General features: G+C 37.7%; 22 protein-coding genes and 1 pseudogene. 7 read left to right on the top strand and 16 right to left on the bottom strand.

Annotation, left to right across the window (positions count from 1 at the left end; genetic code table 11):
• Positions 1-190: 190 nt before the first annotated feature.
• The gene (locus ACH6EI_RS06660; RefSeq protein WP_028414741.1) at positions 191-538 is read right to left on the bottom strand and encodes a DUF6054 family protein; all 348 of its coding nucleotides are present in this window, start codon (positions 536-538) and stop codon (positions 191-193) included.
• Between the two features lie 143 nt (positions 539-681).
• On the opposite strand from ACH6EI_RS06660, the gene ACH6EI_RS06655 reads away from it, so the two are divergent.
• Entirely contained in the window at positions 682-1,101 is a 420-nt protein-coding gene (locus ACH6EI_RS06655) for a MarR family winged helix-turn-helix transcriptional regulator (RefSeq protein ID WP_108674809.1), read from the top strand.
• Positions 1,102-1,147: 46 nt separating this feature from the next.
• On the opposite strand, the gene ACH6EI_RS06650 is transcribed toward ACH6EI_RS06655, so the two are convergent.
• On the bottom strand, positions 1,148-2,311 hold the full coding sequence (locus ACH6EI_RS06650) for a DUF4179 domain-containing protein (RefSeq protein WP_108674810.1): 1,164 nt from the start codon (positions 2,309-2,311) through the stop codon (positions 1,148-1,150).
• Between the two features lie 19 nt (positions 2,312-2,330).
• Positions 2,331-2,843: a sigma-70 family RNA polymerase sigma factor gene (locus tag ACH6EI_RS06645; RefSeq protein WP_108674811.1), complete on the bottom strand. Its 513-nt coding sequence runs from the start codon at positions 2,841-2,843 to the stop codon at positions 2,331-2,333.
• A 148-nt stretch (positions 2,844-2,991) separates the two neighbouring features.
• Here ACH6EI_RS06645 and ACH6EI_RS06640 point away from each other — a divergent pair, with 148 nt between their 5' ends.
• Positions 2,992-4,005 (top strand): S66 family peptidase, encoded by a 1,014-nt coding sequence (locus ACH6EI_RS06640; RefSeq protein ID WP_099331210.1) that lies wholly within the window; start codon positions 2,992-2,994, stop codon positions 4,003-4,005.
• Between the two features lie 146 nt (positions 4,006-4,151).
• On the top strand, positions 4,152-4,334 hold the full coding sequence (locus tag ACH6EI_RS06635; protein WP_108674812.1) for a hypothetical protein: 183 nt from the start codon (positions 4,152-4,154) through the stop codon (positions 4,332-4,334).
• On the opposite strand, the gene ACH6EI_RS06630 is transcribed toward ACH6EI_RS06635, so the two are convergent.
• The gene (locus ACH6EI_RS06630; RefSeq protein ID WP_099331212.1) at positions 4,309-4,662 is read right to left on the bottom strand and encodes a DUF4181 domain-containing protein; all 354 of its coding nucleotides are present in this window, start codon (positions 4,660-4,662) and stop codon (positions 4,309-4,311) included. The two genes, ACH6EI_RS06635 and ACH6EI_RS06630, sit on opposite strands and share 26 nt — an antisense overlap.
• Before the next feature lie 192 nt (positions 4,663-4,854).
• Here ACH6EI_RS06630 and ACH6EI_RS06625 point away from each other — a divergent pair, with 192 nt between their 5' ends.
• On the top strand, positions 4,855-5,505 hold the full coding sequence (locus ACH6EI_RS06625; RefSeq protein WP_098999716.1) for a DUF975 family protein: 651 nt from the start codon (positions 4,855-4,857) through the stop codon (positions 5,503-5,505).
• 48 nt (positions 5,506-5,553) lie between these two features.
• On the opposite strand, the pseudogene ACH6EI_RS06620 reads toward ACH6EI_RS06625, so the two are convergent.
• Positions 5,554-6,470 (bottom strand): annotated as a pseudogene (locus ACH6EI_RS06620) (DMT family transporter).
• 515 nt (positions 6,471-6,985) lie between these two features.
• On the opposite strand from ACH6EI_RS06620, the gene ACH6EI_RS06615 reads away from it, so the two are divergent.
• The gene (locus ACH6EI_RS06615; RefSeq protein WP_034267107.1) at positions 6,986-7,828 is read left to right on the top strand and encodes a C40 family peptidase; all 843 of its coding nucleotides are present in this window, start codon (positions 6,986-6,988) and stop codon (positions 7,826-7,828) included.
• A 57-nt stretch (positions 7,829-7,885) separates the two neighbouring features.
• Here ACH6EI_RS06615 and ACH6EI_RS06610 read toward each other — a convergent pair whose 3' ends face one another.
• Positions 7,886-8,557 carry an MOSC domain-containing protein gene (locus ACH6EI_RS06610; protein ID WP_098999715.1) on the bottom strand — a complete coding sequence of 224 codons (672 nt, stop codon included), beginning with the start codon at positions 8,555-8,557 and terminating at the stop codon, positions 7,886-7,888.
• A 54-nt stretch (positions 8,558-8,611) separates the two neighbouring features.
• Complete coding sequence (locus ACH6EI_RS06605; RefSeq protein ID WP_098113254.1) at positions 8,612-8,827, bottom strand: hypothetical protein; 216 nt, start codon at positions 8,825-8,827, stop codon at positions 8,612-8,614.
• Positions 8,828-9,294: 467 nt separating this feature from the next.
• Here ACH6EI_RS06605 and ACH6EI_RS06600 point away from each other — a divergent pair, with 467 nt between their 5' ends.
• Positions 9,295-10,470 carry a NupC/NupG family nucleoside CNT transporter gene (locus ACH6EI_RS06600; RefSeq protein ID WP_098113255.1) on the top strand — a complete coding sequence of 392 codons (1,176 nt, stop codon included), beginning with the start codon at positions 9,295-9,297 and terminating at the stop codon, positions 10,468-10,470.
• Positions 10,471-10,521: 51 nt separating this feature from the next.
• On the opposite strand, the gene ACH6EI_RS06595 is transcribed toward ACH6EI_RS06600, so the two are convergent.
• The 9 genes from ACH6EI_RS06595 to ACH6EI_RS06555 form a co-directional block, all read right to left on the bottom strand.
• Positions 10,522-10,755 (bottom strand): hypothetical protein, encoded by a 234-nt coding sequence (locus tag ACH6EI_RS06595; protein WP_141483543.1) that lies wholly within the window; start codon positions 10,753-10,755, stop codon positions 10,522-10,524.
• Positions 10,756-11,604: 849 nt separating this feature from the next.
• The gene (locus tag ACH6EI_RS06590) at positions 11,605-13,059 is read right to left on the bottom strand and encodes a GntP family permease (protein ID WP_098113257.1); all 1,455 of its coding nucleotides are present in this window, start codon (positions 13,057-13,059) and stop codon (positions 11,605-11,607) included.
• A gap of 201 nt (positions 13,060-13,260) precedes the next feature.
• Positions 13,261-15,249, bottom strand: a complete 1,989-nt coding sequence (locus ACH6EI_RS06585; protein WP_098113258.1) for a YjhG/YagF family D-xylonate dehydratase — start codon at positions 15,247-15,249, stop codon at positions 13,261-13,263.
• 111 nt (positions 15,250-15,360) lie between these two features.
• On the bottom strand, positions 15,361-16,290 hold the full coding sequence (locus ACH6EI_RS06580; protein WP_098113259.1) for a dihydrodipicolinate synthase family protein: 930 nt from the start codon (positions 16,288-16,290) through the stop codon (positions 15,361-15,363).
• 308 nt (positions 16,291-16,598) lie between these two features.
• The gene (locus ACH6EI_RS06575) at positions 16,599-17,903 is read right to left on the bottom strand and encodes an MFS transporter (protein WP_098113260.1); all 1,305 of its coding nucleotides are present in this window, start codon (positions 17,901-17,903) and stop codon (positions 16,599-16,601) included.
• A 101-nt stretch (positions 17,904-18,004) separates the two neighbouring features.
• A complete protein-coding gene (gene gucD, locus ACH6EI_RS06570; RefSeq protein ID WP_098113261.1) occupies positions 18,005-19,471 on the bottom strand; it encodes an alpha-ketoglutaric semialdehyde dehydrogenase GucD in 1,467 nt (488 codons plus the stop codon).
• Positions 19,472-19,574: 103 nt separating this feature from the next.
• Positions 19,575-20,468, bottom strand: a complete 894-nt coding sequence (locus tag ACH6EI_RS06565) for a fumarylacetoacetate hydrolase family protein (RefSeq protein WP_108674813.1) — start codon at positions 20,466-20,468, stop codon at positions 19,575-19,577.
• 74 nt (positions 20,469-20,542) lie between these two features.
• Positions 20,543-21,307: an IclR family transcriptional regulator gene (locus ACH6EI_RS06560; protein ID WP_098113263.1), complete on the bottom strand. Its 765-nt coding sequence runs from the start codon at positions 21,305-21,307 to the stop codon at positions 20,543-20,545.
• A 355-nt stretch (positions 21,308-21,662) separates the two neighbouring features.
• Positions 21,663-22,667, bottom strand: coding sequence for an AbaSI family restriction endonuclease (locus ACH6EI_RS06555; protein ID WP_098113264.1), 1,005 nt, complete (start codon positions 22,665-22,667; stop codon positions 21,663-21,665).
• Positions 22,668-23,098: 431 nt separating this feature from the next.
• Between ACH6EI_RS06555 and ACH6EI_RS06550 the strand changes: the two genes are divergently transcribed.
• Positions 23,099-23,650, top strand: coding sequence for a DUF4352 domain-containing protein (locus ACH6EI_RS06550; protein ID WP_108674814.1), 552 nt, complete (start codon positions 23,099-23,101; stop codon positions 23,648-23,650).
• Positions 23,651-23,772: the final 122 nt, after the last annotated feature.

Below are 23,772 nucleotides of genomic sequence, written 5' to 3'. Positions count from 1 at the left end.
TTGTTATGTAAATGTGAAGTCTTCCTGCAATTTCATATTATACTCATTTATCCGGTAAAAAGAGAAAAATTGCTTATTGTCCACATAAAGTTCTTATTTCTACAGTAGCTTTTACATCTTTTCATTTCTCTAATCGTCATTTCCTTCACAAAAAAGCTGAAGAAGCGTATTGCCTTCTCCAGCTTTACCTTTATCTCTGCGGTTCTTCTAGGGTATAAGCAGACAGTGCGTTTTCGACCCATCGTACAAAATCTTTGCTTGCTCCCCAGTCAATATTTAATACTCCTTCTGCGCTTCCTGAAGGAATACACTTAACTTTGTTTGGACCCGACACATTTTCTAGAATAATGGTTAGTGATCCTCTGCCGCCGGTGCGGAAAAAATAGCGTTCAAACACAAGTGTGCACAGCTGCTTGCCGTCTCCAAGGTCATAATATTCTTTGTATAGTAAGTCACTTTCCGAATTATTTGCGTTCACAAGCTTTTTTGCTCCATCAAAAGGAAGCAGCGTCGTTTTAAATTCAATTACCTTTCCCATCACTCAAGCCCCTTTCTATCGCAACAGATACCTACTACTTCTCTTTTTCCCTCTAAAAAACCTGCCGCTTCTCTTTATGTACAATATGGTACAATAGAAAAGAAAAAGAATTGTTTGAACGGAAAAAGGAGCATACAACCTCTATGAATACACGAGATCAACTTATCCAAAATGTGGTTTCCACGATGCGAAACCAAACGAAAAAAATGCAGCTGTCGGTTATCCCCACTTTAAAATCATATATTCCTTTAAATGAATTTTTAGCGCTTCGCCTGCTGTATAAAGAAGGCAATCATATCGTTTCTGAGATTGCCGAGCATATGCATATCTCAAACAGCAGCATGACGTGCGTCAGCGACCGTCTCATGGAAAGAGAATTTGTCACGCGCGTACGCAGTCAAAAAGACCGCCGCGTTGTCTACTTATCGATTACGGGTAAAGGAAAAGCGTTTGCAGAAGAAATGGAAAAAGTGCTCACCAAAGAATACGGTGAAAAGCTTAGCCATTTTACGGATGAAGAATTACAGACGTTTCTTCGCTTGTTAAATAAAATGGATATTTAATAAAAAACCAGATGCCCGCTAAGCAGGCCTCTGGTTTTTATTTGTGTTAGTTGTCATTTACCTTCAAATTAAAGGCGTCTGAAGTTAAGTCTTTTGACCAGTCTTTTTCGTGTTCACTTACATACGGAATAAATCGAAGCATAGTGACGTCCTTATCATTTCGGTACTCTCCGTCCATCTCTATCACTGTGTCTGTTCCTCCTCCACTGCCGCTTTCAGAAAGATTTCTTCCATTTTGATCTTTTATGTCTACACCAACATCCGTTCCGCCTCGGATGCTTCCGTTTGATGATGTAAACGTATAGTGCATTTTAATCGAAACAGGCGATACGCGAACTTCTTTAATAGACAATACGCCTTCTATTCCCTTTTCGCTAATCGGAATTTCCTTGTTTAACGGATACACTTTAGTATCAGCAATAATTTTTGAGCCGTTTACGCTGGTGTGTACGGTCCAATTCCCTTTAATTTCTCCGTACGAATCCCGGTAGTTCCCGCTTTTCGTCTGACCAGGATTCTTTTCAAATTCGAGGCTTGTGAACTGCGCGCTGATTTGATAGTTTTTGTTTGGATCAATATGATCTAGCACGCTGTAGCCTTCCACATCGATTTTCCCGTCTCCGTTCGTGTCCGCTTGCGTTAGTTTTAAAGCGTACAGATAGTCCCAGCTTCCGTCTTTGTTTTTGATTGGTTCCTCTCTAATACTTGAAGCAGAATCAAAAAACGACATATTACCAATTTTCACGCGCAGCTCTCCCGGTCGAATTGGGGTGTTTCGGTTAAGACCTAGTGCCGTTCTTCTAAATTCATCTGCGCTAATGGTTAACCCAAGCAGCACCTGTCCGTCATCAAGCATCATTTCATTTACTTTTACTTGAATGCCTTGGTCCGTTGCCGTTTCATTTACCGCTTTTTTATAGCTGCTCAAACTGCCTTCAGGCTTGTTCATAAGCAGCTCAATTTGCTGACCAAGCTGCTGACTAATTCGCATAGCCGATGCCCATACCGTTTCGTTTTTCATCATCACAGGTGTTACAGCAAGCAACAGCACCGCAGCGGCAATCAGCGGACGCGCTTTTTTCCGCGCGGGCTTTATTTCACGTTTTAAGCGCTTTTTCATTCGTTTTTTCTCGCTTGCCGTTAGGTCGATTTCTTCATATTCATCAAAGTCTACAGAAGATCCGTTTAATAAGTCATATTGATTTTTCATATCTGCCCCTCCTTATTTCTTATTTAAAAATCGCTTTTAACTTTTTTCGTCCGCGCGACAGCCGGTTATATAAATTGCTGATGGTGGTCTCTTGTTTTTTCGCAATTTGCTTCAGCTCGACTTCTTGTAAGTAATACGCTTTAAACAGCTCGCGGTCTCCTTCACTTAAGTGACCTAAAAGTTCTTCCAAGTCGTCCCTTTGAACGTTATGAACTCCTGGTGTTTCACCAAACTCCGCTTCACCAAGCGCTTCGTGCTGCGTTTTTATGTATTTGCGCTGATAGTCAATGGCTTTATACTTCGCAACAGCCGCAACCCAGTTTTTAAACGTATTTTTCTCCGAATCAAAGCGGTGAATATGATGCCACACCGCTAACAATACGTCGTTTACACACTCTTCTTCATAACCTTTCAGCGTGCCTAGATGCTTACGTACAATGGCCGTAATTAACCCTCCGTACTGATCGATTAACAGCTCTAATCCTTTTTCTTTTTTCCGTGTTATACACACAACAATCCAGTCATCTTCCATGACATTGCTCCTTTCCGCTTGCTTTTACATCTATTAATACGGATTCTTTTTACAAAACCTATCAATCTTCCTACATTAAATTAAAAATAAGCTTGTTCAGTATTTCTCTCGCTGGTAAAATAAGCTAAAACCTTTGAAGGAGGCCGCTATGATTACCTATCCTTTTCTGACATCCAACCCAACTATCGGCGTAACCGCACCTTCTTCTGGTGTACCTCAAGCTCTTCATTCCATGTTTTCTTTATCGTGTGAACGAATGAAAGAAAAAGGCTTTTCTGTTATACCGGGTGAAACCGTTTGGACGCAGCATAAAGCAAAATCTGCTTCTCCTAAAAAACGTGCAAACGAGCTTCAAGGCATGATTGCTGATGAAAACGTTGATATCATTATTCCGCCTTGGGGAGGCGAGCTGCTCATTGAAATACTTGAACATCTTGACTTTACAAAATGGAAAACAAAATGGGTGCTTGGCTATTCTGACACCAGCGTTCTTTTGCTGGCTATTACACTTAATACCGGGATTGCAACGGCTCATGGAACCAACTTTGTGGATTTACGCGGAGAATACTGGGATCCAACGACTGCGATGTGGCAACAGGTGCTGACGACCAAAGAAGGCGAAAGCGTAGCTCAAGTTTCTTCTGATTCCTATCAAACAGAATGGCAGCACGATAACCCGTCACCATGCGTGTTTCATTTAACGGAACAAACGGCTTGGAAACATACAGAGTCAAGCGACGTTCATATCGAAGGGCGCCTGCTCGGGGGATGTATAGACGTAATCAGACACTTAGCCGGCACTTCTTTTGGAGACGTCAAAGCTTTTCGAGAAAAACATATTCCTTCAGAACCGGTCATTTGGTATTTTGACAACTGTGAACTGACGACTGTAGACCTTCGCCGTTCGCTTCTTCAGCTTAAGCTAGCGGGCTGGTTTGATAACTGCTCGGGCATTTTATTCGGTAGAAGCAGCGCTAATGAGCCCGTTGATTTCTACACTGCTGAAGATGTGTATCATGATCTTGCCTCCGACTTACATATTCCCGTTGTCTATGACATCGACTGCGGCCACCTCCCTCCTCAGCTCACGCTTATTAACGGCGCGTATGCGAGTGTTAACGTAGAGAGAGATAAGGGCACAGTTGTTCAATACTTTACGTAAAAAAAGAGGCTTGTATATAAGTAGTTTATTTAATTGAAGAAAAATTCGAACGAACTTGATTCCTGATGGAGAATCCAATTCGTTCGGATTTTTTTATGGATATGGTGCAAGTAGGTTTGTTTCATATATGTAGGTGCTTCTAATGGTTGATTGGAGGGCAGGACGAAGACTCCTGCGGGAAAAACGGAACAAGTGAGACCCCGCAGGAGCGTTCGCGACGAGGAGGCTCACCGGCCGCCCGCGGAAAGCGAAGTCTTGCACGGAAATCAACCGCGGTTCATTTCGTCGTTTCACAATTTTGTTTTACATATCTGTCATCAGTAATATAAACGTCCCAAACAGGAAAAAAGTTGCACCAAACCACGAGTGATAGTGCTCTTTTTGTTTTCTTTCAAACTTCCATTCTTCAAATCCTCGAATTACGTACAGGAAAAAAAAGAAAAGAAACATAAAAACGGAGGTATAGGCTGGAGGTATAACAAAGATCAGCACTAAAAACGCAGCAAGCATCACCATTTCAAGTGTGATAAACAGCGGACGCCTTCCCTTAAAGCTTCTCCAATAGCTTTTTTTCATCTTTGTATTCAGCTTCTTTCGCATGGCAAGATCCAGAAAGATATAAACGACTGCCAGAATCAGCAAATACACAAGCGCCATTTCCGTCCCTCCTTCCGACTTAAAATATCCTTATACTTCCATTTTAAAGGACTTTCCATAAATTTCAAGTCTCTAAAAAACTTTATCCAACTTATTAGTGCAAGCATTCATATATTTAAAAATCGCTAATATATTGACTAATGTACAGGTTGAATTCTCTGTATAAACTCACCTAGAGGGGGACATCAAGTTATGAGAATAAAAGAAGTGAAGCAAGGTGCACTCACAGCGCTGAAAAACCGCTGGGGATTCGCCGTACTGCTTACGTTCGTTACGTATCTAATTGCTGCCGGTATTCCAGGACTTATTGACTTTCTTGTTAACGGATTTCCAAGCGGGTCTGAAACCGAATACTCACAGTCTACCTTAGCTAATATTGTATCCCTGCTGCTCGTACCGCTCTTTTTTTCTTACTACTGGGTACTGCTGCGTTTAGTAAGAGGAGAAAACGTCTGCGTTAAAAGTGTGTTTGATTCGTTTTCATCTGCAGGCTTATACTTTAGAACACTCGGACTTTACTTGCTAACGATTATTTATACCGTGCTATGGAGCATTTTATTAATCATTCCTGGCATCATCAAAAGTCTTGCCTATTCACAGGCTTACTACGTATTCCGCGATAACCCAGATTATTCGGTGAACCAGTCTATTACTGAAAGCAGACGGTTAATGAACGGCTACAAGTGGACCTACTTTTTACTCCTTTTAAGCTTTATCGGCTGGGGAATTTTAAGTATGATCACGCTTGGCATCGGGTTATTATGGCTCGTTCCGTATGTAACGACTTCGCTTGGCGTATTTTATGAAAAGCTAAAAGCAAATGAAACAGAAGTTGCTGAATAGAAGAAAAACCGTATTCGAGTTGCGAATACGGTTTTTTTATGGATAGCTTTACGCTGCCTGATCTCCTCCATCAGAGGGCTTTAACTTTTGATTCTTCGCTTTTTTATTCACTAAATAAATACTGATAATAATAAGCACTAGCCCTACAAGAAGTGACGATGTAAAAGGTTCGTCTAAAAAGAGCGTGCCAATGACAATTGAAATAATGGGAACAAGAAAATTAAAGGACGCCACTTTGCTGGCCTCTCCTTTACTGATCAAATAAAAATAAATGAGCCACGCAACGGCAACAGAAAACAGTGCTAAAAATAAAAGCAGCAGTATAGATGATGAATTCCACACTATATGAGACCATCCTTCCACTCCGCTGCCGGTCGCTGTCATAACGACTCCGCCGACAAGACTTTGAATGGTAATAAGCCAAATGCCATCTACACTGTCACTAATACGTTTGATATAGACAGTTCCAATCGCCCAGCTCAGTGCCGTAAGCACAGCAAGAATAATTCCAACGGCTGAAGCATTAGCAGATAATTCTCCCATGCTGATGGTAGCTACACACCTACAAAACCAAGAAGCAAGCCACCTATCTTCACAGCGTTCATGCTTTCTCCAATCCACATCCATGCAATGATGCCGATGAGCACCGGCTGCAAATAGACAATCACGCTGAAGACCCCTGCTGGCATAAACATAAGTCCAATCGTTTGCAGACCGTAGAATAAGATTGAATTAAATAGACCTGACACCATATATTTACGCCAGTTCTGCTTCCAGTGAAGCTGTTTAGCTCTTGGCAGTGCGACTGCTAATAAGATGATTCCCGCACTTAATGACCGCAGTCCAGATAACAAAATAGGCGATGAATAGCCAAGCGCAAGCTTCGACATCGGCCATGTTAATCCCCAAATCAGTACAAGAGCAGCTAAAAGAATCCCATTAATAAAAGATGATGACTGTTTCATACAACAACCACTCCTACATATATGAATGTAAATGATTCACGCGTTCATTCCTCCTTGTATACTACGCTTCTTTTTCACTCGCTTCAACTGGATGCTTTTGATGTAATTTATGTATAGCAGTTATAGTAACTGAGTTTCTTTTATGACAGCGTATCTTTCTTCTCTATGTGCTCATTTAGAAAAAAATAAAGTGTATCGCTAGTGGCGATATCACTTTTTACCTATAGCTTTTATACATCCTAAAAGCCTTGAAGCCATTCAGCTGCTGGGTTTCTGCTCCCCTTTTTCATTTAGCTGACATATTTTCTAATAAATCTATGAATCTCCTAAACATTTCTACCTAGATGAATTGTCAGAATTATTACAGAGAAGGTGACAATTCTACTTATATCGCCCTTTAATATTAAAACTATGTTACAAAATGTCGTAATTTGGAATTAGATGTTTACTTTTCCTGTCAGGATTGATAGACTCACAGTTGTGAATAAAACAAGTTATGGAAAGGGAGAAAGAACATGCTAAAGAAAGCAAATCGTACAGTTATGAATATGGGGTTAGCAGCATTACTTGTTCCCGCTGCCCTAACATTTAGCACAACTTCAGCAAGTGCAAATGACGGAGGCGCTGCACCAGCACCCGTACAAGAAAAGGTAACGCCAAGCGTACCTCAACAACAAGCAACTACTACTAATCAAAAAGTCATCGTAAACGTGAGTGCGTTAAATATTCGTCAAGGAGCTAGCTTTTCATCTCCAGTTGTTGGAACGGCAACACAAGGCCAAGAGTTTGCTATTTTAAAAGAAGCAAACGGCTTAGTTGAAATTGCACCAAACAAATGGATTTCAAAAAGCTCAAGCTACGTAACAATTGCATCAGGTAAACCAAGCGCAAGCCAAGTAAAAGGTGTAAGCACATCAACTCCTTCTACTTCTACAGCATCTGCATCTACATCTGCAGCAAAAGAAACTAGCACACCAGCACCTGCTCCAACAACAAGCACGGCTTCTGGAAGCACAGTAAATGTTGCACGTAGTTTAGTAGGATCACCTTACCAATGGGCAGGAAACACACCAAGCGGATTTGACTGCTCAGGCTTTATCGCATACGTGTTCAACCATAGCGGTCACAGCATTTCACGTACAAGCGTAGCCAACTACTGGAACATGGCGACAAAAATTTCGTCTCCACAACCAGGCGATCTAGTATTCTTCCAAAACACATACACAAGCGGCCCATCTCACATGGGAATCTACATCGGAAACGGCCAAATGATTCATGCTGGTTCACACGGTGTAGCAGTAGCTGACCTAGATGTTTCTTACTATCAAGATCATTTCTTAGGATACGGACGCTTCTAAGAAAAAAATGCCCTCCAATCGTTAGATACGTTCTAACGATTGGAGGGCATTTACTTTTTATCGCTGCGCGACAGAAAGAGCCTTTTCAATACGCGTTTGAAATTTATTTTTCCAGTCTTCCGCAAGTTCAGAAACTTCTAACGCCCGCTTCATCCCTTCTACATCTTTTGAATGATGGAAATATAAATCAAGCGTGAACCAAACGGATACTTGATCTGGATGAGCTTGAATTAATTTCACTTCCGCGTCTTTCGTAATTGTGCCTTCTTTCAGCACGCGGCAAAGGTAGCCGGTATAGCTTGTCTCAATCATTCGTTTTAAAAGACCTTTAACGCCCGTTCTCTTTGTAATCGTGTCGCATGGATTTCGACCTTGCGTCACTTGAATAACAGCGTCCCCCACTTGATAAACGTCTCCAATGCATACGTCTTTTTCAACCATGCCCGCTAAGACAAGATTTTCTCCAAACGCAGACATCGGCAGCTCCGTATCAAATTCTTCGTTCCATTTTTTATAGTGCTCATACGGATACACGCACACCGCACGATCCGGTCCGCCGTGATACTTTAAGTTCGCTACGCCGTCGCCTTGAAACCCTTCTTTTGCTAAAAAGGTCTCGTCTACTTGCTTTTTGCATATACCTGTCCGCATTTCTTTGTCAGAGCCGTATGCCATTTGTTCAGGCATGCCGGTTGCTAAATGAATCAGCTTTCTCTCGGGTGTTGTCATTATGTTTACACCTCTTTTATCATTTTTACTAGTTTACCACATTTATAGAGCGTTTTATTTACTGGATGTACTTATGAGCTGTCTCAGCGGCTTCCACTTAAGTCCTAATGCATAATTAATAGCGGTAGCTGCAACAAATCCAAGCAGCACTCCTGAAACGGTCGGCATAAATAAAGATGGAAACACCGCTACGCACGCCAGTGTTACCAAAAAATTTCCGGTATACGACCATTTCGGATGCTTTGAAAAAAAGGTTTGAATACTATTCATTTCTAACTCCTTTATATAACTACTTTGTCATTCCTCATGAATATCCTACCATTAAAAAGGAAATATTTCTCTCAAACGACGTATTATAGGTCGTTTTGTCTCTTTTTTACTTCTCATGCTGTAATTCCAAGAACCGGAAGTATCATAAATTTTTAAAAATATTTCACAATTATATTAAAAATATCTTCATTTCCCCTTTTTCTTTTGTTCAAAATGATTTAAGATAGTAGAGGCTGTCGAAATATAAGTTATTATGTCAGTTCTGCATGTTTTTTTACATATTAGCACATAGTAAATATTATTTTACACTTACGTCATTTTTTACAATGGCCTAAAAAATTTTGCCCATTTTTAACAAAATTGGCGTAGAAGTTCCGTTTTTGTATAAAATAGAGGCCGATTTGCATAGTCATTTCTATGCACGTCCCTCTTTTATAAATATAGAATACATGTAAGGAGAAAAGTAAATGTCAATTTTAATGGGAATTATCGGGATTGTAATTATCTTAGCAGTTGCATTCCTCATGTCAAACGACAGGAAACTTATCAACTATAAAGGCATCGCAGTTATGCTTGTCATCCAGCTTGCTATCTCTGCTTTTATGATGAATACATCGATTGGTCGCAAGGTGCTTGACTTTATCACAAGTGTATTTACAAAGATCTTATCATTTGGTAACGACGGAATTTCGTTCGTGTTTGGAGATCTTGCAGGAAAAGGCATTTTCTTTATCCAAACGTTAGTTATGATTGTATTCGTTTCAGCATTATTAAGTATTTTAAACTACTCTCGTATTTTACCCTTTGGGATCAAATATATCGGAGGACTTGTTTCAAAAATTACCGGACTTCCCCAAATTGAAAGCTTCACAGCCGTGAACGCGATGATTTTTGGTGATACAACGGCATTAATTGCGGTAAAAAACCACATCGGAGGTTTAACGCCAAACCGTTTATTTATCGTTACAACAACATCTTTAGTATCCGTTTCTTGTTCGATTCTAGGCGCATACATGCAGATGATCCCGGCTGAATACGTATTAATTGCCCTTCCGCTAAACGTATTCTCTGGTTTAATCGTTTCTTCTATCGTTGCACCAGTAAAAGTAGAAGATGAAAATGAAGTCGATATCAAAGCGCCTGCTAAACAAGGCACGCTGTTTGAAGCAATCGGTGACGGAGCCCTAGACGGCGGACGCGTTGCGTTAATCGTAGCAGCTATGCTTGTTACATACGTTGGTCTTTTAGCATTAGTGAACTACGTATTAAACGGTGTCATCGGATTAACGGTTCAAGACATTTTAGGCTATATCTTCTACCCAATTGCCTTTATCATGGGTATCCCGGCAGACGAACTGATGAGAGCCGGCGGCGTAATGGGAACAAAAGTAGTAGCAAACGAATTCGTTGCCATGCTTGACTTCCAAAAAATGATGCCTCACCTTTCTGAAAAAACGATTGGTATCGTATCAGCTTACTTAATCTCATTTGCAAACTTCAGCTCAATCGGTATCGTTCTTGGTACGATCCAAGCAATCAACGGCGAACAAGCTTCACGCGTTGCAAAGTTTGGTTTGAAAATGCTGTTAGTCGCTACAATGGGATCGATTTTAACAGGTATTATGGTTGGATTGTTTATTTAATGAAAAAGCACTCACTTGTGGTGAGTGCTTTTTTAGCTTTTCTATCTGTTTTTAATTCATATCAACAATAGAAGTAACGCGGTAGTTATCATTATAGCTGACGTTTACTACGTATTGCTTCGATTCGCCTTCTTTCACCTTTCCCGTTACCTCTATATACTCAAAACCACGGTCCGCAAAATCTGCTTTTTCCACCACTAAGTCTTTATGTCTTTTTTCTTTAAAGTATGTAATGGCTGCCTGCTCTGCCTTATGGAACATTTGATCATTTTGTTTTTGCTCCATTTGTTTTTCTCTAGAATGATCTATGTAAATCCCTCCTCCTAAGAGTAGGAGTATAAGAACTGAACAAAAAATGAGAGCTTTTTTCATTATTTTTCTCCTTCTTTATATGGTTACAGACTGCATTCTCAATATCCATATAAGAGATTTTCACCTTTTACGGAGATTTTGAAGTAAGCTGAATTGCGATTGGGGCATTTCCTACTTCCCTTATCTAGACATTCATTGGATTAATACACTTTATCAAGATTTATCTCTTCCAAGCTAATCACTCTTTTCTAATTGCCTATTATTAAATTATCACACATAAGAGTAAATAAAGGTTAGAATTTAATTATCCTATTTATCATTTTGCAAACCTTATCATACATCATAATTTTAAAAACTGAAATAGCTAATAATGTGATTTTTCGGTGAGTTTTGTTTCTATTTTTTATGAATCACCCTGTTTTTTTCTAAAGGTCACTGTAGACACTGGTAGTCTACGTATCGTTTAAACCTTAATGAATACGGTCTTTGGGATTTAAAAATAAAGACTAGTATTAGCTGGGGCACTATTTCGTTGGTAATAGTTTGCATAGAGGGTTTTAAAAAAAGATAATTATGTTTGAGGGGGAACTGATGAATAAATTACATGGTAAATTATACAGTAAGTAATGATACGAAAAGAAAAATTGAAAAAGTTAAGTATTATGGACTCAGATATATTTCGAGTGCAAATGATCGTACAAGGAATGTAATTCAAATTGTTCAATTTCACTAACAAGGCAACCAAATATATAGCTGCCTTGTTTAACTCCATATCTTCAAAAATATAAAATCACTATTTGTCTTTTAAAAAGCTTTACACCTTTATACGTCTAAAACGTCGTTTTTATCCTTAGGTTGCTTGAAAGGTTTGTTAAATATACTGAGATACATTGCTACTGTGCTAATGGAAATTATTAATATTATTGAGATAATTACAGATGTATCTAATAATAAAATAAACCCTAATCCTGCTATGGAAGTAATAGTTGAAAGTATTGTCCATGTTGAAAATGTTTCTTTCATACTTAACCCGAAATATTCTTTAATCATCCAAAATCCTGCATCATTAACATGTGAGCATATTGAGCTTCCCGCTCCAGTTGCAAGAGTTACTAAGGCTAAATTAGCATCGTATTGAGACAGCATTGGAATAACTAATCCTGCAGTGGATATAGCGGCAACTGTGGCTGATCCTAAAGAGATACGTAATAATGCAGCAACTACCCAAGCAAGTATGATAGGTGACATTGAAGTTCCTTTAAACAATTCTGCTACATAATCTCCTACACCACCATCAATTAGTACTTGCTTGAAGGCACCCCCGCCTCCAATAATTAATAGCATCATACCAATTGCAGCAATTGATGATGCACAGGAGTTCATAACTTCTTTTATAGGAGTATTTCTTGCTATTCCCATTGTATAAAATGCAAGAATTAAAGATATCAACATTGCAGATGAAGGGTTTCCTATAAGACGAATTATTTCAATCGTTGTATCATCTTCAAATCCTACTGATTTTTGAATCATATCAAGAATTGTAGATATAGACATTAATAAAACAGGAAACATTGCAGTTAATACGCTTATGCCGAAACCTGGTGTTTCGTTAAGTTTGAACGTTTTTTGTTCACCTAAAGAAGCTATATTACCCGTCTTCTTGAATGCATCAGGTACGATTTTTTTAGCCATCTTAGTATATAGAGGACCTGCTATAATGACGGTTGGTATTGCAACAATAATACCGTAGAGTAAAACTAATCCAATGTCAGCACCATACTCACCAGCTATGACTGTTGGTCCTGGGTGTGGGGGAAGGAAACTATGAGTTGCTAATAAAGCTGCAGCCATAGGAATACCTAAGTGCAAGATAGAGGCTCTTAATTCTTTCGCAATCGAAAATACAATTGGGATTAATAAAACTAATCCTACTTCAAAAAATAAAGCTATACCTACAATAAACGAAGCAACTACAACAGCCCACTGAATTCTTTTTTCTCCAAATTTGTTAATTAGAGTCATGGCGATACGCTGAGCTCCCCCTGCGTCAGCAATTAATCTACCAAGCATTGCACCAAGTCCAAATATTAAAGCTATATGACCAAGTGTACCTCCTAATCCAGCTTCAATGGATGTGACAACCTTTTCCATAGGCATTCCAAGTGCTAAAGATACAACAAAAGATACAATTATCAATGAAACAAATGTATTTAATTTAAATCCAGTAATCAAAATTAGCAACAGAATAATCCCAATCGCTACTATAAACAATGGCATGATATACCTCCAAAAAATAATTAAAATATTTTTACTTGCTCCACTTATTGAAACACTAATTTTATATTTTAATTAGTAAGTAACTCTAGGACGCTTATGCTATTTTGTTTACTAGTCATAAAGTACAACTATTTGAAAAAACGCCCTTTAGTAAACGCTTTCAATTAAAGTCATAAATATTTTAAAATTAATATTAATAGGTTAATTCTGTACTAATGTTTTTTCTTTGTCTAATGCTTCTACGCCTGCTTTTAGAACCTCAATAATTCGATCTGTGTCATAGATATTTCCACGCCATGTTCCTCCACTGACTGATTGAAGCGCAGCCCACAAACGAGTATCATCTGGAAGACCCGGATCCGGTTTTAGCTCTGGATGAAGGTCACGTTCTTGCAAGACTTTAGTTGCTTTTTCTAAAGAAAGTCTTGTATTCTCAGTTCCAACAAAATTAACTGAACCCACTAATTGATTACGGTCAATAATGATTTCAATTATGTCTCCATCACGTAATCTTCCAATTGGTCCCCCAGCTAATGCCTCAGGTCCAATATGTCCGATACAGGCACCAGTAGAAACACCAGAGAAACGCGCGTCTGTAATTAAGGAAACATGTTTTCCAAAAGACAAATGTTTTAAGGCCGATGTTAATTGATATGTTTCCTCCATTCCGGTTCCTGAAGGACCACCGCCCATAACTACCATTATATCTCCTGCTTCTATGCCTCCTGTTTTAATCGATTTTATGGCTGCTTTTTCTGAAGTAAAGACCTTTGCTTTTCCTCTATGTCGATATACCCCGTCTTCTCCTACCACAGATGGATCAATAGAAGTTGATTTAATTACTGATCCTTCAGGGGCGATATTTCCTTTCGGGAATGTAACTGTGGAAGTTAGACCTTTTTCTTTTGCTTTGGCTGGATCCATAATAATATCATCAGGATTGATTCCATCAGCCTCTAACGATTGTTTTTTCATCATTGCACGTCTTTCTGATTTTTCCCACCAATCTAGGTTTGAACCAAGAGTTTCTCCAGTAACTGTTAGCACATCTTCATGCAAGACACCTAATTTTCTCAAATGAAGCATTACCTCCGGTACTCCACCTGCTAAGAATACCTTAACAGTTGTATGACCTACAGGACCATTTGGTAGTACATCGACTAAACGAGGAACTTTTTTATTGATTCTAGTCCAATCTTCAACGCTAGGTATCTTACAATTAGCTGCATGAGCAATTGCTGGAATATGAAGTAATAAATTTGTTGAACCCCCGAAAGCTGCATGAATTACCATAGCATTCTCTATAGCTTTATCTGTAATTATATCTTTGGTGGAAATCTTTTTCTTCTCCATTTCTAAAGCCGCACGTGCTGATTGCTTAGCCATCTCCATCCATACTGACTGGCCTGAAGGTGCTAGTGCCGAGTGGGGTAAAGCCATTCCAATTGCTTCTGCAACAACTTGAGAGGTACCAGCTGTCCCAAGAAATTGACATCCTCCTCCCGGTGTAGCACAAGCACGACATCCAAGATCAGCAGCTTCTTGCAAAGTAATTTCGTTATTTGCGTATCTTGCCCCAATTGTTTGAATCTTGCCTGCATCTTCTCCATTTGTAGGTGGAAGAGTAACACCTCCAGGAACAATGATAGTTGGCAAGTCATGCATTGATGCCAGAGCTACCATCATTGCTGGAAGACCTTTATCACATGTAGCTACTCCGATAATTGCTCTGCGAGTAGGCAATGAACGAATTAATCTTCGATAAACTATAGCCGCATCATTTCGAAAAGGCAGTGAGTCAAACATACCAGTAGTTCCTTGGGAGCGACCATCACATGGATCACTTACGAAACCTGCAAAGGGCACGCCACCTTGTCTACTAATCTCTTGGGCTGATGCCTTCATTAATAAACCTATTTCCCAGTGCCCAGTATGATAGCCTAATGCAATTGGAGTACCATCATGATTCCTGATTCCACCTTGAGTACCGAGAATTAGAACTTGTTTTCCCAGTAGATTTGAAGGTGCCCAGCCCATACCAACATTTTGGGATAATCCAAAAAGGTCACCACTTGGTGAGTCTAACAACATTTCGGGTGTAAGTGGGAGTGAACCATCTGCTCCCTTCGAATGAGTTTGAATTTTATAAAGAGATACATCCTCTTCGCCAAATATGGATTGCAATGACATATGTATTCCTCCGTTAATAAGATTTTTTATAAAAAAAGACATATTTTTATGTTGCTCATACTATTTTCTATTAATTGGAGAATATAGGTTCCTCGAAAACAACATCTTTCATTAATAATTTATGAAATTTTTTTCTGTCCCTAGTGCCTGGCCTAGTATTTGTTCTACTTGTTCCTTCTTTCTTTCACTAAGTTCACGAGCTGGAGCTATCATGTTTGTAGAAACTTTTATCCCTCTTAAGGAAAGAGCTTCTTTAATCACACTTACAAAAGGCTTATCTATTTGATATAAGGATAATAAACTTGATAACAGACGATGAGCTTCAATTGCGCGGGCATAGTCTTTTTCCATAAAAGATTGATAAATATTTATGGAAATCTCTGGTGCAAAATTAGCAGTACCAGGAATGGAGCCATCTCCGCCAAGAGATAACGTATTTAAAAAGTGATCATCGTATCCTGAGAAAACAGCGAAATCAGGATAGGTAGCCTTTACAGTCAAGATCATTTCCCTTGTATGAGCAACTGAATCAACAGTTTCTTTAATACCTACAATGTTGGGATAAGATTCGACTAACTTAAGAACAAGTTCCGGAGATAAATCTTGGCCTGTTAATGCTGGAAAATTATATAAAAGGGTGGGCATATTTACTTTTTCAGCAATTTGGGCAAAATGCTGAAAAAGATTATCCTCGGATAAAGGCCAATAATATGGGTTAATGACTACGATTCCATCCGCCCCTATTTCTTTGGCATGCATACTTAGTGAGATAGTCTCTTTTGTACTTGGAGTACCAGTGCCAATTAGAACTGGCAGACGTCCATTTACATATTCCACTGCAAATTCCGCTACTTTTTTCCTTAAAGAAACTGACATTTGACTGAATTCTCCACCTGATCCTAAAAAAAACAGCCCATTCACTTTAGAATCAATTAGAAAATCAATTAAATTTTTCATTCCTTTTTCATCTAAACATTCATTTTGATCTACTATTGTAGAGACAGGCGGAATTACCCCATGAAACCTTGTTATTTTTCTCATTATATTTCCATCCTTTTAAAATTTAATAAAAACAAATTTTTTAAGCTCATATAAAAACTCAACTTAATTATTTAAATATAATTTTGTTGTATTTTGGCAAAAAGATATAGGAGATTGCTATATCTTCTATTTGTTAAGAGATAACTTTCTTCTAGTAAAGGATCTCTTTAGATACGTGTAGTAGCTAGAATTGTTTCTTTTTAAATGCTTTAATTAACCTAATAAAAATTTAGTTATTATTGGCTAAGCAATATTATTATAAATCTTTGCTTAGCCTTCTTAATATCACATCGTTTATAATCATTTTATTATTCTACTCTCTCTTGAATAGGGTTTTTCACTAAAAACCAATAACAAAATGCTGCACATCCTGCAATAATACCACCGGATATGAAGGCAAGAGAGTAAGATCCAGTCTTATCTACAATTAAACCTGCTATAAAGGGTGAAAGTGCTCCTCCAAAATAACCTCCAAAGTTTTGTATAGCGCCTACAGATGCAACCATAGAAGGAGGGGCAATATCTCCGGCAAGCGCCCAAGCACTTCCTGTAATTGCGGAAATAAAACAAAGTGCCAGTGTGAATAAAGTTATTTTCATAGTAAGACTATCCACAAAAGGAACAAAAATCACCACAATAGCAGCTAATATAGCACAGATGCTAATTAGCGCACGTTTTGCCTTAACTGGAGACGTTATACCCTTATCTACTAGCTTTTTTGTAAGATACCCTCCAAAAATAGCACCAAATATTCCACCCACCCACGGGATACTTGCATAAATGCCTAGCTCTTGAAGGCTAACTCCATGCACTTCAACGAGATACAGAGGAAGAAAGACTAAGAAGATATTCCAAATCCAAATGGTACAGAAGAATCCTAAAATCATTCCCCAAACAGTTTTGTATTTAAATAACGATCTCCATTTAATCTTTGAATTTACTAGGTTTTCCTCAAAGCCAGCACCCTCTGATTGAATATATTCAAATTCTTCTTTAGAAAGTTTTCTGCTATGTTCAGGGTTTTTATAAAAAATCCAAAAAGCAATACTAAATAACACTCCTGCAATACCGGTAATATAAAATAATGACCTCCATCCAAAAGCCAACATGATTGCGACTAAAAGAGGAGGAGCAATAGCCGGACCCCATTTCGATGACGAATCCCAGAGGCCTGTTGCAAATCCTCTTTCTTTTTTTGGAAACCAGTAAGATGTTATTTTTGCACCTGTTGGCCAGCAAGGGGCTTCACCAGCCCCTAGAAGTAACCTTACAATAATAAATGAAGGTAGCTTACTGAAGAGCCCCATCATAAATGTAGCTCCACTCCACCACAAGACTGCAATTGAATATATCTTTTTTGTACCAAAACGATCAATTAGCCAACCAGCAGGAAGCTGCATTAAAGCATAAGACCATGAAAAAACTGTACCTAAAAGTCCTATATCTGTTTTTGTTAAATTTAACTCTTTCATCATTTGCGGAGCAGCAATAGATAGATTTGCCCTATCTAGGTAGTTGATAAACCCACCTATGATTAACCAGATTACAACCGTCCATCTCCAATTTTTTTTGGGTGCAGCAGAAAGCACGGGCTCTTTAGTTTCAATTTGCATTTGTTTATCTCCTAATCAATTAAAATAGATGAAAATAAAGGAAGTGATAGTTATGCACCTCCTTATCATTATTTGATTTCATACATTGATTAAAAATGGAATTACGGTTTTACAAATACGGTTTTAATAGAAGTAAAAAATTCAATTGCAGCTTGCCCTTGCTCACGAGAATGAGAGCTAGATTGTTTCATTCCTCCGAATGGTGCTTGCAATTCTACTCCAGCAGATTCCGCATTGATACGCACAAGGCCAGCATCCATCTCACTTACGAATGAAAGCATACGCCCAATTGATTTCGTAAAAATGGAAGCACTCAGTCCAAACTTTACATCATTTGCAACATCCAGTGCTTCTTCTAACGTTTCAACCTTCATAAGTGCAAGTACTGGACCGAAAATTTCCTCTTGAGCAATAGTCATTCCACTAGTCACATTTTCAAATATAGTAGGCTCCACATAAAAACCATCAGCCAGCTCTCCTTCATCTAGACGCTTACCACCATAAGCTAACGAAGCCCCTTCTTCAACACCTTTTTCTACGTAGGCGAGTACTGTGTTAAGCTGGTCTTCACTTGCACAAGGTCCCATCCAAACATCTTTTTCGAGGCCGTTCCCAACTTTTATTTCTTTCACTTTATCAATCAGCTTTTCTTTAAACTCTTCATAAATTTTACTTTGTATAATTACCCGACTCGTAGCTGTACATTTTTGGCCAGTGGAACGCAAACCTCCACTAATAGTTGCCTCTACTGCTTGTTCAATATCAGCATCGTTAGCAACGATAACTGGATTTTTCCCTCCCATCTCTAATTGATATTTTGCACCACGTTTTAGTGCACCCAAACCAACTTGTTTACCAACTGCATCGGATCCTGTAAATGTAATTCCTTTAATATCTGGATGATCAATAATGCCTTGTCCAATAACAGAACCAGAACCCGTTACCATATTAACCACACCACTTGGCAAACCTGCCTCTGCAAAACATTCCATAACTTTTGCAGCAGTAACTGCTGCTTCTCGAGCTGGCTTCAATATGATAGCGTTTCCATATATAAGCGCGGGAGCAATCTTCCAAATAGGAATAGCTACTGGAAAGTTCCAAGGTGTAATAACACCCACTACCCCAAGGGGAGCTCGAGTCGTGTACATAAATGCTTCAGAGTCTGTTGAAGGTAAAACATCTCCTATCTTTCTTAGACCCTCTCCTGCATAATAGCGTAGAATTGCAACGCCTCTTGCAGTTTCACCTTTTGCTTCTGAGAATGTTTTTCCCATCTCGCAGGTCATTGTCTTTGCTATTTCATCTAAGCGCTGCTCAAGCATATTCGCTACTTTATATAAATACTGACCACGATCGGCCCCCGATAGTTTGCTCCAAGCAATTTGAGCTTTTTTAGCAGAATTGACAGCCCTATCTAAATCTTCTTTTCCAGAGTGCTGTACATACCCCACTACTTCATGCCGGTTGGCTGGATTAATGCTGCTATCAACTCTCTTAACAGAACCAGGTACCCACTCGCCAGCAACATAATTTAAATACATTTTTTCTTCCGTTTTTATACTCATCGTATTTTCCTCCATATATCTAAATTAAAAGTTATTTAATTCTTAAATTTCTGATATTTCAAAATAGAAAAGTAGTTTAATAATTAAGTTTGAATTTATTTAATTAGACCGAAATTTTATTTGGTAACGTTACACTATTTTTTAATATACCAATACTGGGAATTTCAATTTCAATCTGATCACCCTCTAATAATGTAAAGTCATTTGGTGGTACAATACATGTGCCCGTTAATAGTACGGTCCCATCAAAAATTTCATTATCACGAGCTAAGAAGGAAACCAATTCTTCAAATTTTCTTTTTAATTGACGCGTACTAGCTGTTCCTTCTACTACAAGGTTTTCATGGCGATAAATACGACATGTAATATCAAAGTTATATGGATCTTTTACGGATTCCGCGAGAAGAATAGCTGGTCCAATAGAACAAGAGTGCTTCCACATTTTTGCCTGTGGAAGATAAAGCGGATTTTCTCCCTCAATATCACGGCAGCTCATGTCGTTTCCAATTGTATAACCAAGGATTTCGCCTTCCTGACTAATAATCAAACCGAGTTCTGGTTCAGGAATTTGCCATTTAGAGTCACTACGAATATAGACTTCCTGATTAGGTCCAACTGTGCGAGCAGCTGTAGATTTAAAGAAAATTTCTGGACGTTCTGCGTCATATACTTTGTCGTAAAATGTGGTAGCGTCTAAATTTCCATCTGTAGCTTCATAGTTTCTGGCATCTCGGCTCCGTTCGTAAGTAACTCCCGAAGCCCATACTTCTTGGGCAATAATAGGTACAAGTAGTGAAAGCTCTTCAATAGATTGTGGGATAGGCTTTGACTCAGAAATCATATTTTGAACAAAAGAAAGGGGAGAAATGTTTTGTGCGTGCGCTTGGTGGATTAGTTGCATAAACCCTTCCTGCTCGAGGGGGTAAACTATTCCCTCTGATGTAAGGGCTGCCAAAATGGGTTTTAAATCTTCACTCAAATATCGAATAATACGCATAGAAAAACCTCCATTTGTTTTATAATATAAAACCTAGTTTTTTAATATAGACAAAAGAGAAGGGACCCTCTTTATTAAATCGGTATCCCATGTCCCATCTGCTCGGATAATTCGGAAGCTGCTTGTTTCAGTTGTTGAACGAAAATACCTAACTGGATGTCATCTACTCCTGCTATAAGTGTAGAAAGGCTTATAGCAGCTATAACTTGATTGTCGTGGTTTCGAATAGGTGCTGCAATACAACGAACACCAGGTTCATTTTCCTGATTATCAACTGCATAGCCCTGACTTTGAACTTTTTTAAGTTCCTGCAAAAATTCAAATTCGTTTGTAATAGTGAATTCAGTTTGCTTAGTGTACTCATATCCAGCTAAAATTTTTTCTATTTCATCTCTTTCTTTAAAAGCTATTAGAGCTTTTCCTACTGCAGAACAGTGAAGTGGAATTCTTTTTCCTATTCGGGAATAAAGAATAACCGCCAACGGACCTTCTACTTTATCAATATATGTTCCTGCTTTACCATCTAAGATGACTAAATGTGTAGTTTGTCCTGTTTTTGTTGATAAGTCTATCAGATATTTTTTAGCTAATTGTCTAATATCTAAAGACTGAATAACATAGTTTCCTCTTTCGAAAAGTTTCATCCCTAGCCCATACTTTCCATTCTCGAGGTTTTGACTAATATAGCCACGTTGTTGAAGTGTTTTCAATAATGAATGAACAGTACTTTTATGAAGACCCATCTGATCACTTATATCTGTTATCTTTAATTCTGTTGTATGTTCATCAAAGAGGTCCAGAATACGAAGGGCGCGATCTACTGATTGAATAATAGGCATGGAGTTCCACCCTTTTGTTTTATATTATAAAACTTGTTTTTATTATTACAAACAATTTTATAATATAACTATAATGCCTATTATTCAGAAAAGTCAAATGCTTTTTTTAACTTAATCAAAATATAAAAGTCTATACCTCAAACTGAAATTAAGAGTTAGCATTTCATGAACACCTTTTAACAAAATTCTCATAGTAATTCTTAAAAGAATGTGTACAAAATAGAACAGGAACATTTAAACAAAACCTAGCATATTTCATTTCATAGAAGAATAACAGAACTCATTACTGGAATAAAACGATTGAAGCATTAATTGTAACAAAATAAAAAAGTGTAACTGACCATAGCCAATCTTTTTATGAATACGATATTACCTTATATCTCTCTTTATATTTGTCCTCAAATTTCCTAACCTGATTTTCTGTATAAAAATGTGCTACTTTATATTCCTCATTATTATAGGCTTCTGCAATTCTAAGAGGTTGTTTAACATCTTTTGGATAGTAAGTTGGCATTATTGTAGATATACGATTATAAGTCAGAATGCCTGTCTCTTTGCTTTTTTCACGATTTAATACATAAAGCCCTTTAAATATCGCTTCAAAGCGTCCAGAAGAAGTTTTAGCATATGCAAATAGTGCAATCTTCTGATTCAGCTGATACATTCTTTTCTGAAAGTAGGCTTCGTTCTCTTCTGGAATTGTATTATATTCAATAAACAGTTCTTCATTTTCAAGAAGTTGATTGTTCCACGTTTCATTAGGGAAAAATTTTAACCTTTTAATATCTGTATCTTCTTCAAACTTGTGTGGTGCTCCGCTTTTTTGAATTCCGTGAGCATAGCCAGCTCCAAACACATTGCAACAGTCTGCGACTAATCTTAAAGAAATATTATCGTCGGCATCTATATATCCTTGTTCAATATACGTATTTGGATCGTATTCCTTCTCCACATCCCATGGAATAAACCCTTTCTCCTTTGTTAGTAAATTAATTTTTTCTACTATCTGGTCAATCTTTTCGTGAATCTTTTCAAGAGATTCAGTAGCATCTATTCTGATAAATTCACAATCTAAGGCATTTACAATATCGTTTTTTCTAATTTCGTCTAATGTTTGATTTATATTATTCTTATGATGGGCTTCATCAATTTCAATGGCCAAATTAAACTGTGGAAAATACAAATCAATTAATCCGTATTCAACCTTTTGGTGTTTATTTGATCGTACTACATACTGTTGAGTATTTATTTTTATATCGTAATTATCAAGCAAATGCCAGATCCTTGTAATGATATAGTTTTCATCGTTTTTTTTATTCGTTTTCGCTAATTGTCTTTTAATATAGTCATACTTGTTCATTACTTTTCTAGATCCTCTCTTTTTCCTCTACTGTAGCACTATAAAAATGAATGCCTAAATAACCATATCCAAACGATAAAGACAGTGCAACTCTTTTGATGAACCGTCTACTGGGCCTCGCCTTTGTAATTCACCCCTCTTGTTGCTATAAGTTTCTGCTAAGTATTTTGATATACATACGTACACACTATTTTCAATATTTATATATTGGTAAAATAATTTATATATACAAAAATTAACCATCAAACATATCAAGGCTTAATTTCAGGATAATAAGTCCTTATTAATGTATATTAAGCAGTTTGATCTAATCTATTATTAAAATAAGGAAATTTAATATTGTAATATAACTATTTATATGTAAAGATTAAACATGCATTATAAATACATAATAAATGCATGTTTAATGGTACAGGAGGAAATGCACTAAAATGAAAAAATTTTTTAAGATTGGCTGTTTAGGATTTATTATTCTGATTGCACTTATTGTAGTAATTGCTGTCGTAGCATCAGGTGGAGACGATAGTGGTTCTGGATCTAGTTCTAACTCTTCAAAATCAGAAGAACAAAAAGCTCATAAAGTGGGAGACACTTTTACAGTAGATGATAAAGCGAAAGTTTCTGTAACAAAAGTAGAGGAAAGAGAACAAGTTGGAAACCAATATGCAAACAAAAAAGCTTCTGAAGGCGGTACACTTGTTGCTATTCAATGGACTGTTAAAAACATCTCTGACAAACCATTAGGTGCTTTTTCAACCCCAACAATTAACCTCGTTGATGAAAAAGGTACAAAATATGACGCTGATATTGATGCAACATCAAATTATGCAGTTGAAACTAACATTGATAACTCTAAGATTGCAAGTGATTTAAATCCGGGTATCAAAGTTACAGATGTTGACGTATTTGAGGTTTCAAAAGATAGTTATGCAAAAGGTAAATGGTACATTGAAATAAACGGAAGTAAAGTTCAAATTAAATAATACTTTTCCATACAGTAAAAGCTCACTAAACGTTCAACATTTAGTGAGCTTTATTATGTTATCTATATCCTTGAGAGAGTATATTGGGAAACGGTCTTTTTTTCTGTAGAGAATGTTGAATA

Origin of the sequence: Priestia sp. JSM ZJ58, assembly GCF_044383985.1 — a bacterium.
GTDB classification, from domain to species: domain Bacteria; phylum Bacillota; class Bacilli; order Bacillales; family Bacillaceae_H; genus Priestia; species Priestia zanthoxyli.
Note: the sequence above shows the minus strand (reverse complement) of the source record. Positions and strands in the feature narration are given on the sequence as shown.

Bases quoted from the DNA above. Each gene is read 5' to 3' on its own strand.
- ACH6EI_RS06595 (WP_141483543.1), bottom strand. From the start codon at position 10,755: ATGGAGCAAAAACAAAATGATCAAATGTTCCATAAGGCAGAGCAGGCA.
- ACH6EI_RS06645 (WP_108674811.1), bottom strand. From the start codon at position 2,843: ATGGAAGATGACTGGATTGTTGTGTGTATAACACGGAAAAAAGAAAAA.
- ACH6EI_RS06565 (WP_108674813.1), bottom strand. From the start codon at position 20,468: ATGCGTATTATTCGATATTTGAGTGAAGATTTAAAACCCATTTTGGCA.
- ACH6EI_RS06580 (WP_098113259.1), bottom strand. From the start codon at position 16,290: ATGAGAAAAATAACAAGGTTTCATGGGGTAATTCCGCCTGTCTCTACA.
- ACH6EI_RS06555 (WP_098113264.1), bottom strand. From the start codon at position 22,667: ATGAACAAGTATGACTATATTAAAAGACAATTAGCGAAAACGAATAAA.
- ACH6EI_RS06655 (WP_108674809.1), top strand. From the start codon at position 682: ATGAATACACGAGATCAACTTATCCAAAATGTGGTTTCCACGATGCGA.
- ACH6EI_RS06605 (WP_098113254.1), bottom strand. From the start codon at position 8,827: ATGAATAGTATTCAAACCTTTTTTTCAAAGCATCCGAAATGGTCGTAT.
- ACH6EI_RS06650 (WP_108674810.1), bottom strand. From the start codon at position 2,311: ATGAAAAATCAATATGACTTATTAAACGGATCTTCTGTAGACTTTGAT.
- ACH6EI_RS06585 (WP_098113258.1), bottom strand. From the start codon at position 15,249: ATGTCATTGCAATCCATATTTGGCGAAGAGGATGTATCTCTTTATAAA.
- ACH6EI_RS06610 (WP_098999715.1), bottom strand. From the start codon at position 8,557: ATGACAACACCCGAGAGAAAGCTGATTCATTTAGCAACCGGCATGCCT.
- ACH6EI_RS06590 (WP_098113257.1), bottom strand. From the start codon at position 13,059: ATGCCATTGTTTATAGTAGCGATTGGGATTATTCTGTTGCTAATTTTG.
- ACH6EI_RS06630 (WP_099331212.1), bottom strand. From the start codon at position 4,662: ATGGCGCTTGTGTATTTGCTGATTCTGGCAGTCGTTTATATCTTTCTG.
- ACH6EI_RS06615 (WP_034267107.1), top strand. From the start codon at position 6,986: ATGCTAAAGAAAGCAAATCGTACAGTTATGAATATGGGGTTAGCAGCA.
- ACH6EI_RS06575 (WP_098113260.1), bottom strand. From the start codon at position 17,903: ATGCAAATTGAAACTAAAGAGCCCGTGCTTTCTGCTGCACCCAAAAAA.
- ACH6EI_RS06550 (WP_108674814.1), top strand. From the start codon at position 23,099: ATGAAAAAATTTTTTAAGATTGGCTGTTTAGGATTTATTATTCTGATT.
- ACH6EI_RS06660 (WP_028414741.1), bottom strand. From the start codon at position 538: ATGGGAAAGGTAATTGAATTTAAAACGACGCTGCTTCCTTTTGATGGA.
- ACH6EI_RS06560 (WP_098113263.1), bottom strand. From the start codon at position 21,307: ATGCCTATTATTCAATCAGTAGATCGCGCCCTTCGTATTCTGGACCTC.
- ACH6EI_RS06640 (WP_099331210.1), top strand. From the start codon at position 2,992: ATGATTACCTATCCTTTTCTGACATCCAACCCAACTATCGGCGTAACC.
- ACH6EI_RS06625 (WP_098999716.1), top strand. From the start codon at position 4,855: ATGAGAATAAAAGAAGTGAAGCAAGGTGCACTCACAGCGCTGAAAAAC.
- ACH6EI_RS06600 (WP_098113255.1), top strand. From the start codon at position 9,295: ATGTCAATTTTAATGGGAATTATCGGGATTGTAATTATCTTAGCAGTT.
- gucD (WP_098113261.1), bottom strand. From the start codon at position 19,471: ATGAGTATAAAAACGGAAGAAAAAATGTATTTAAATTATGTTGCTGGC.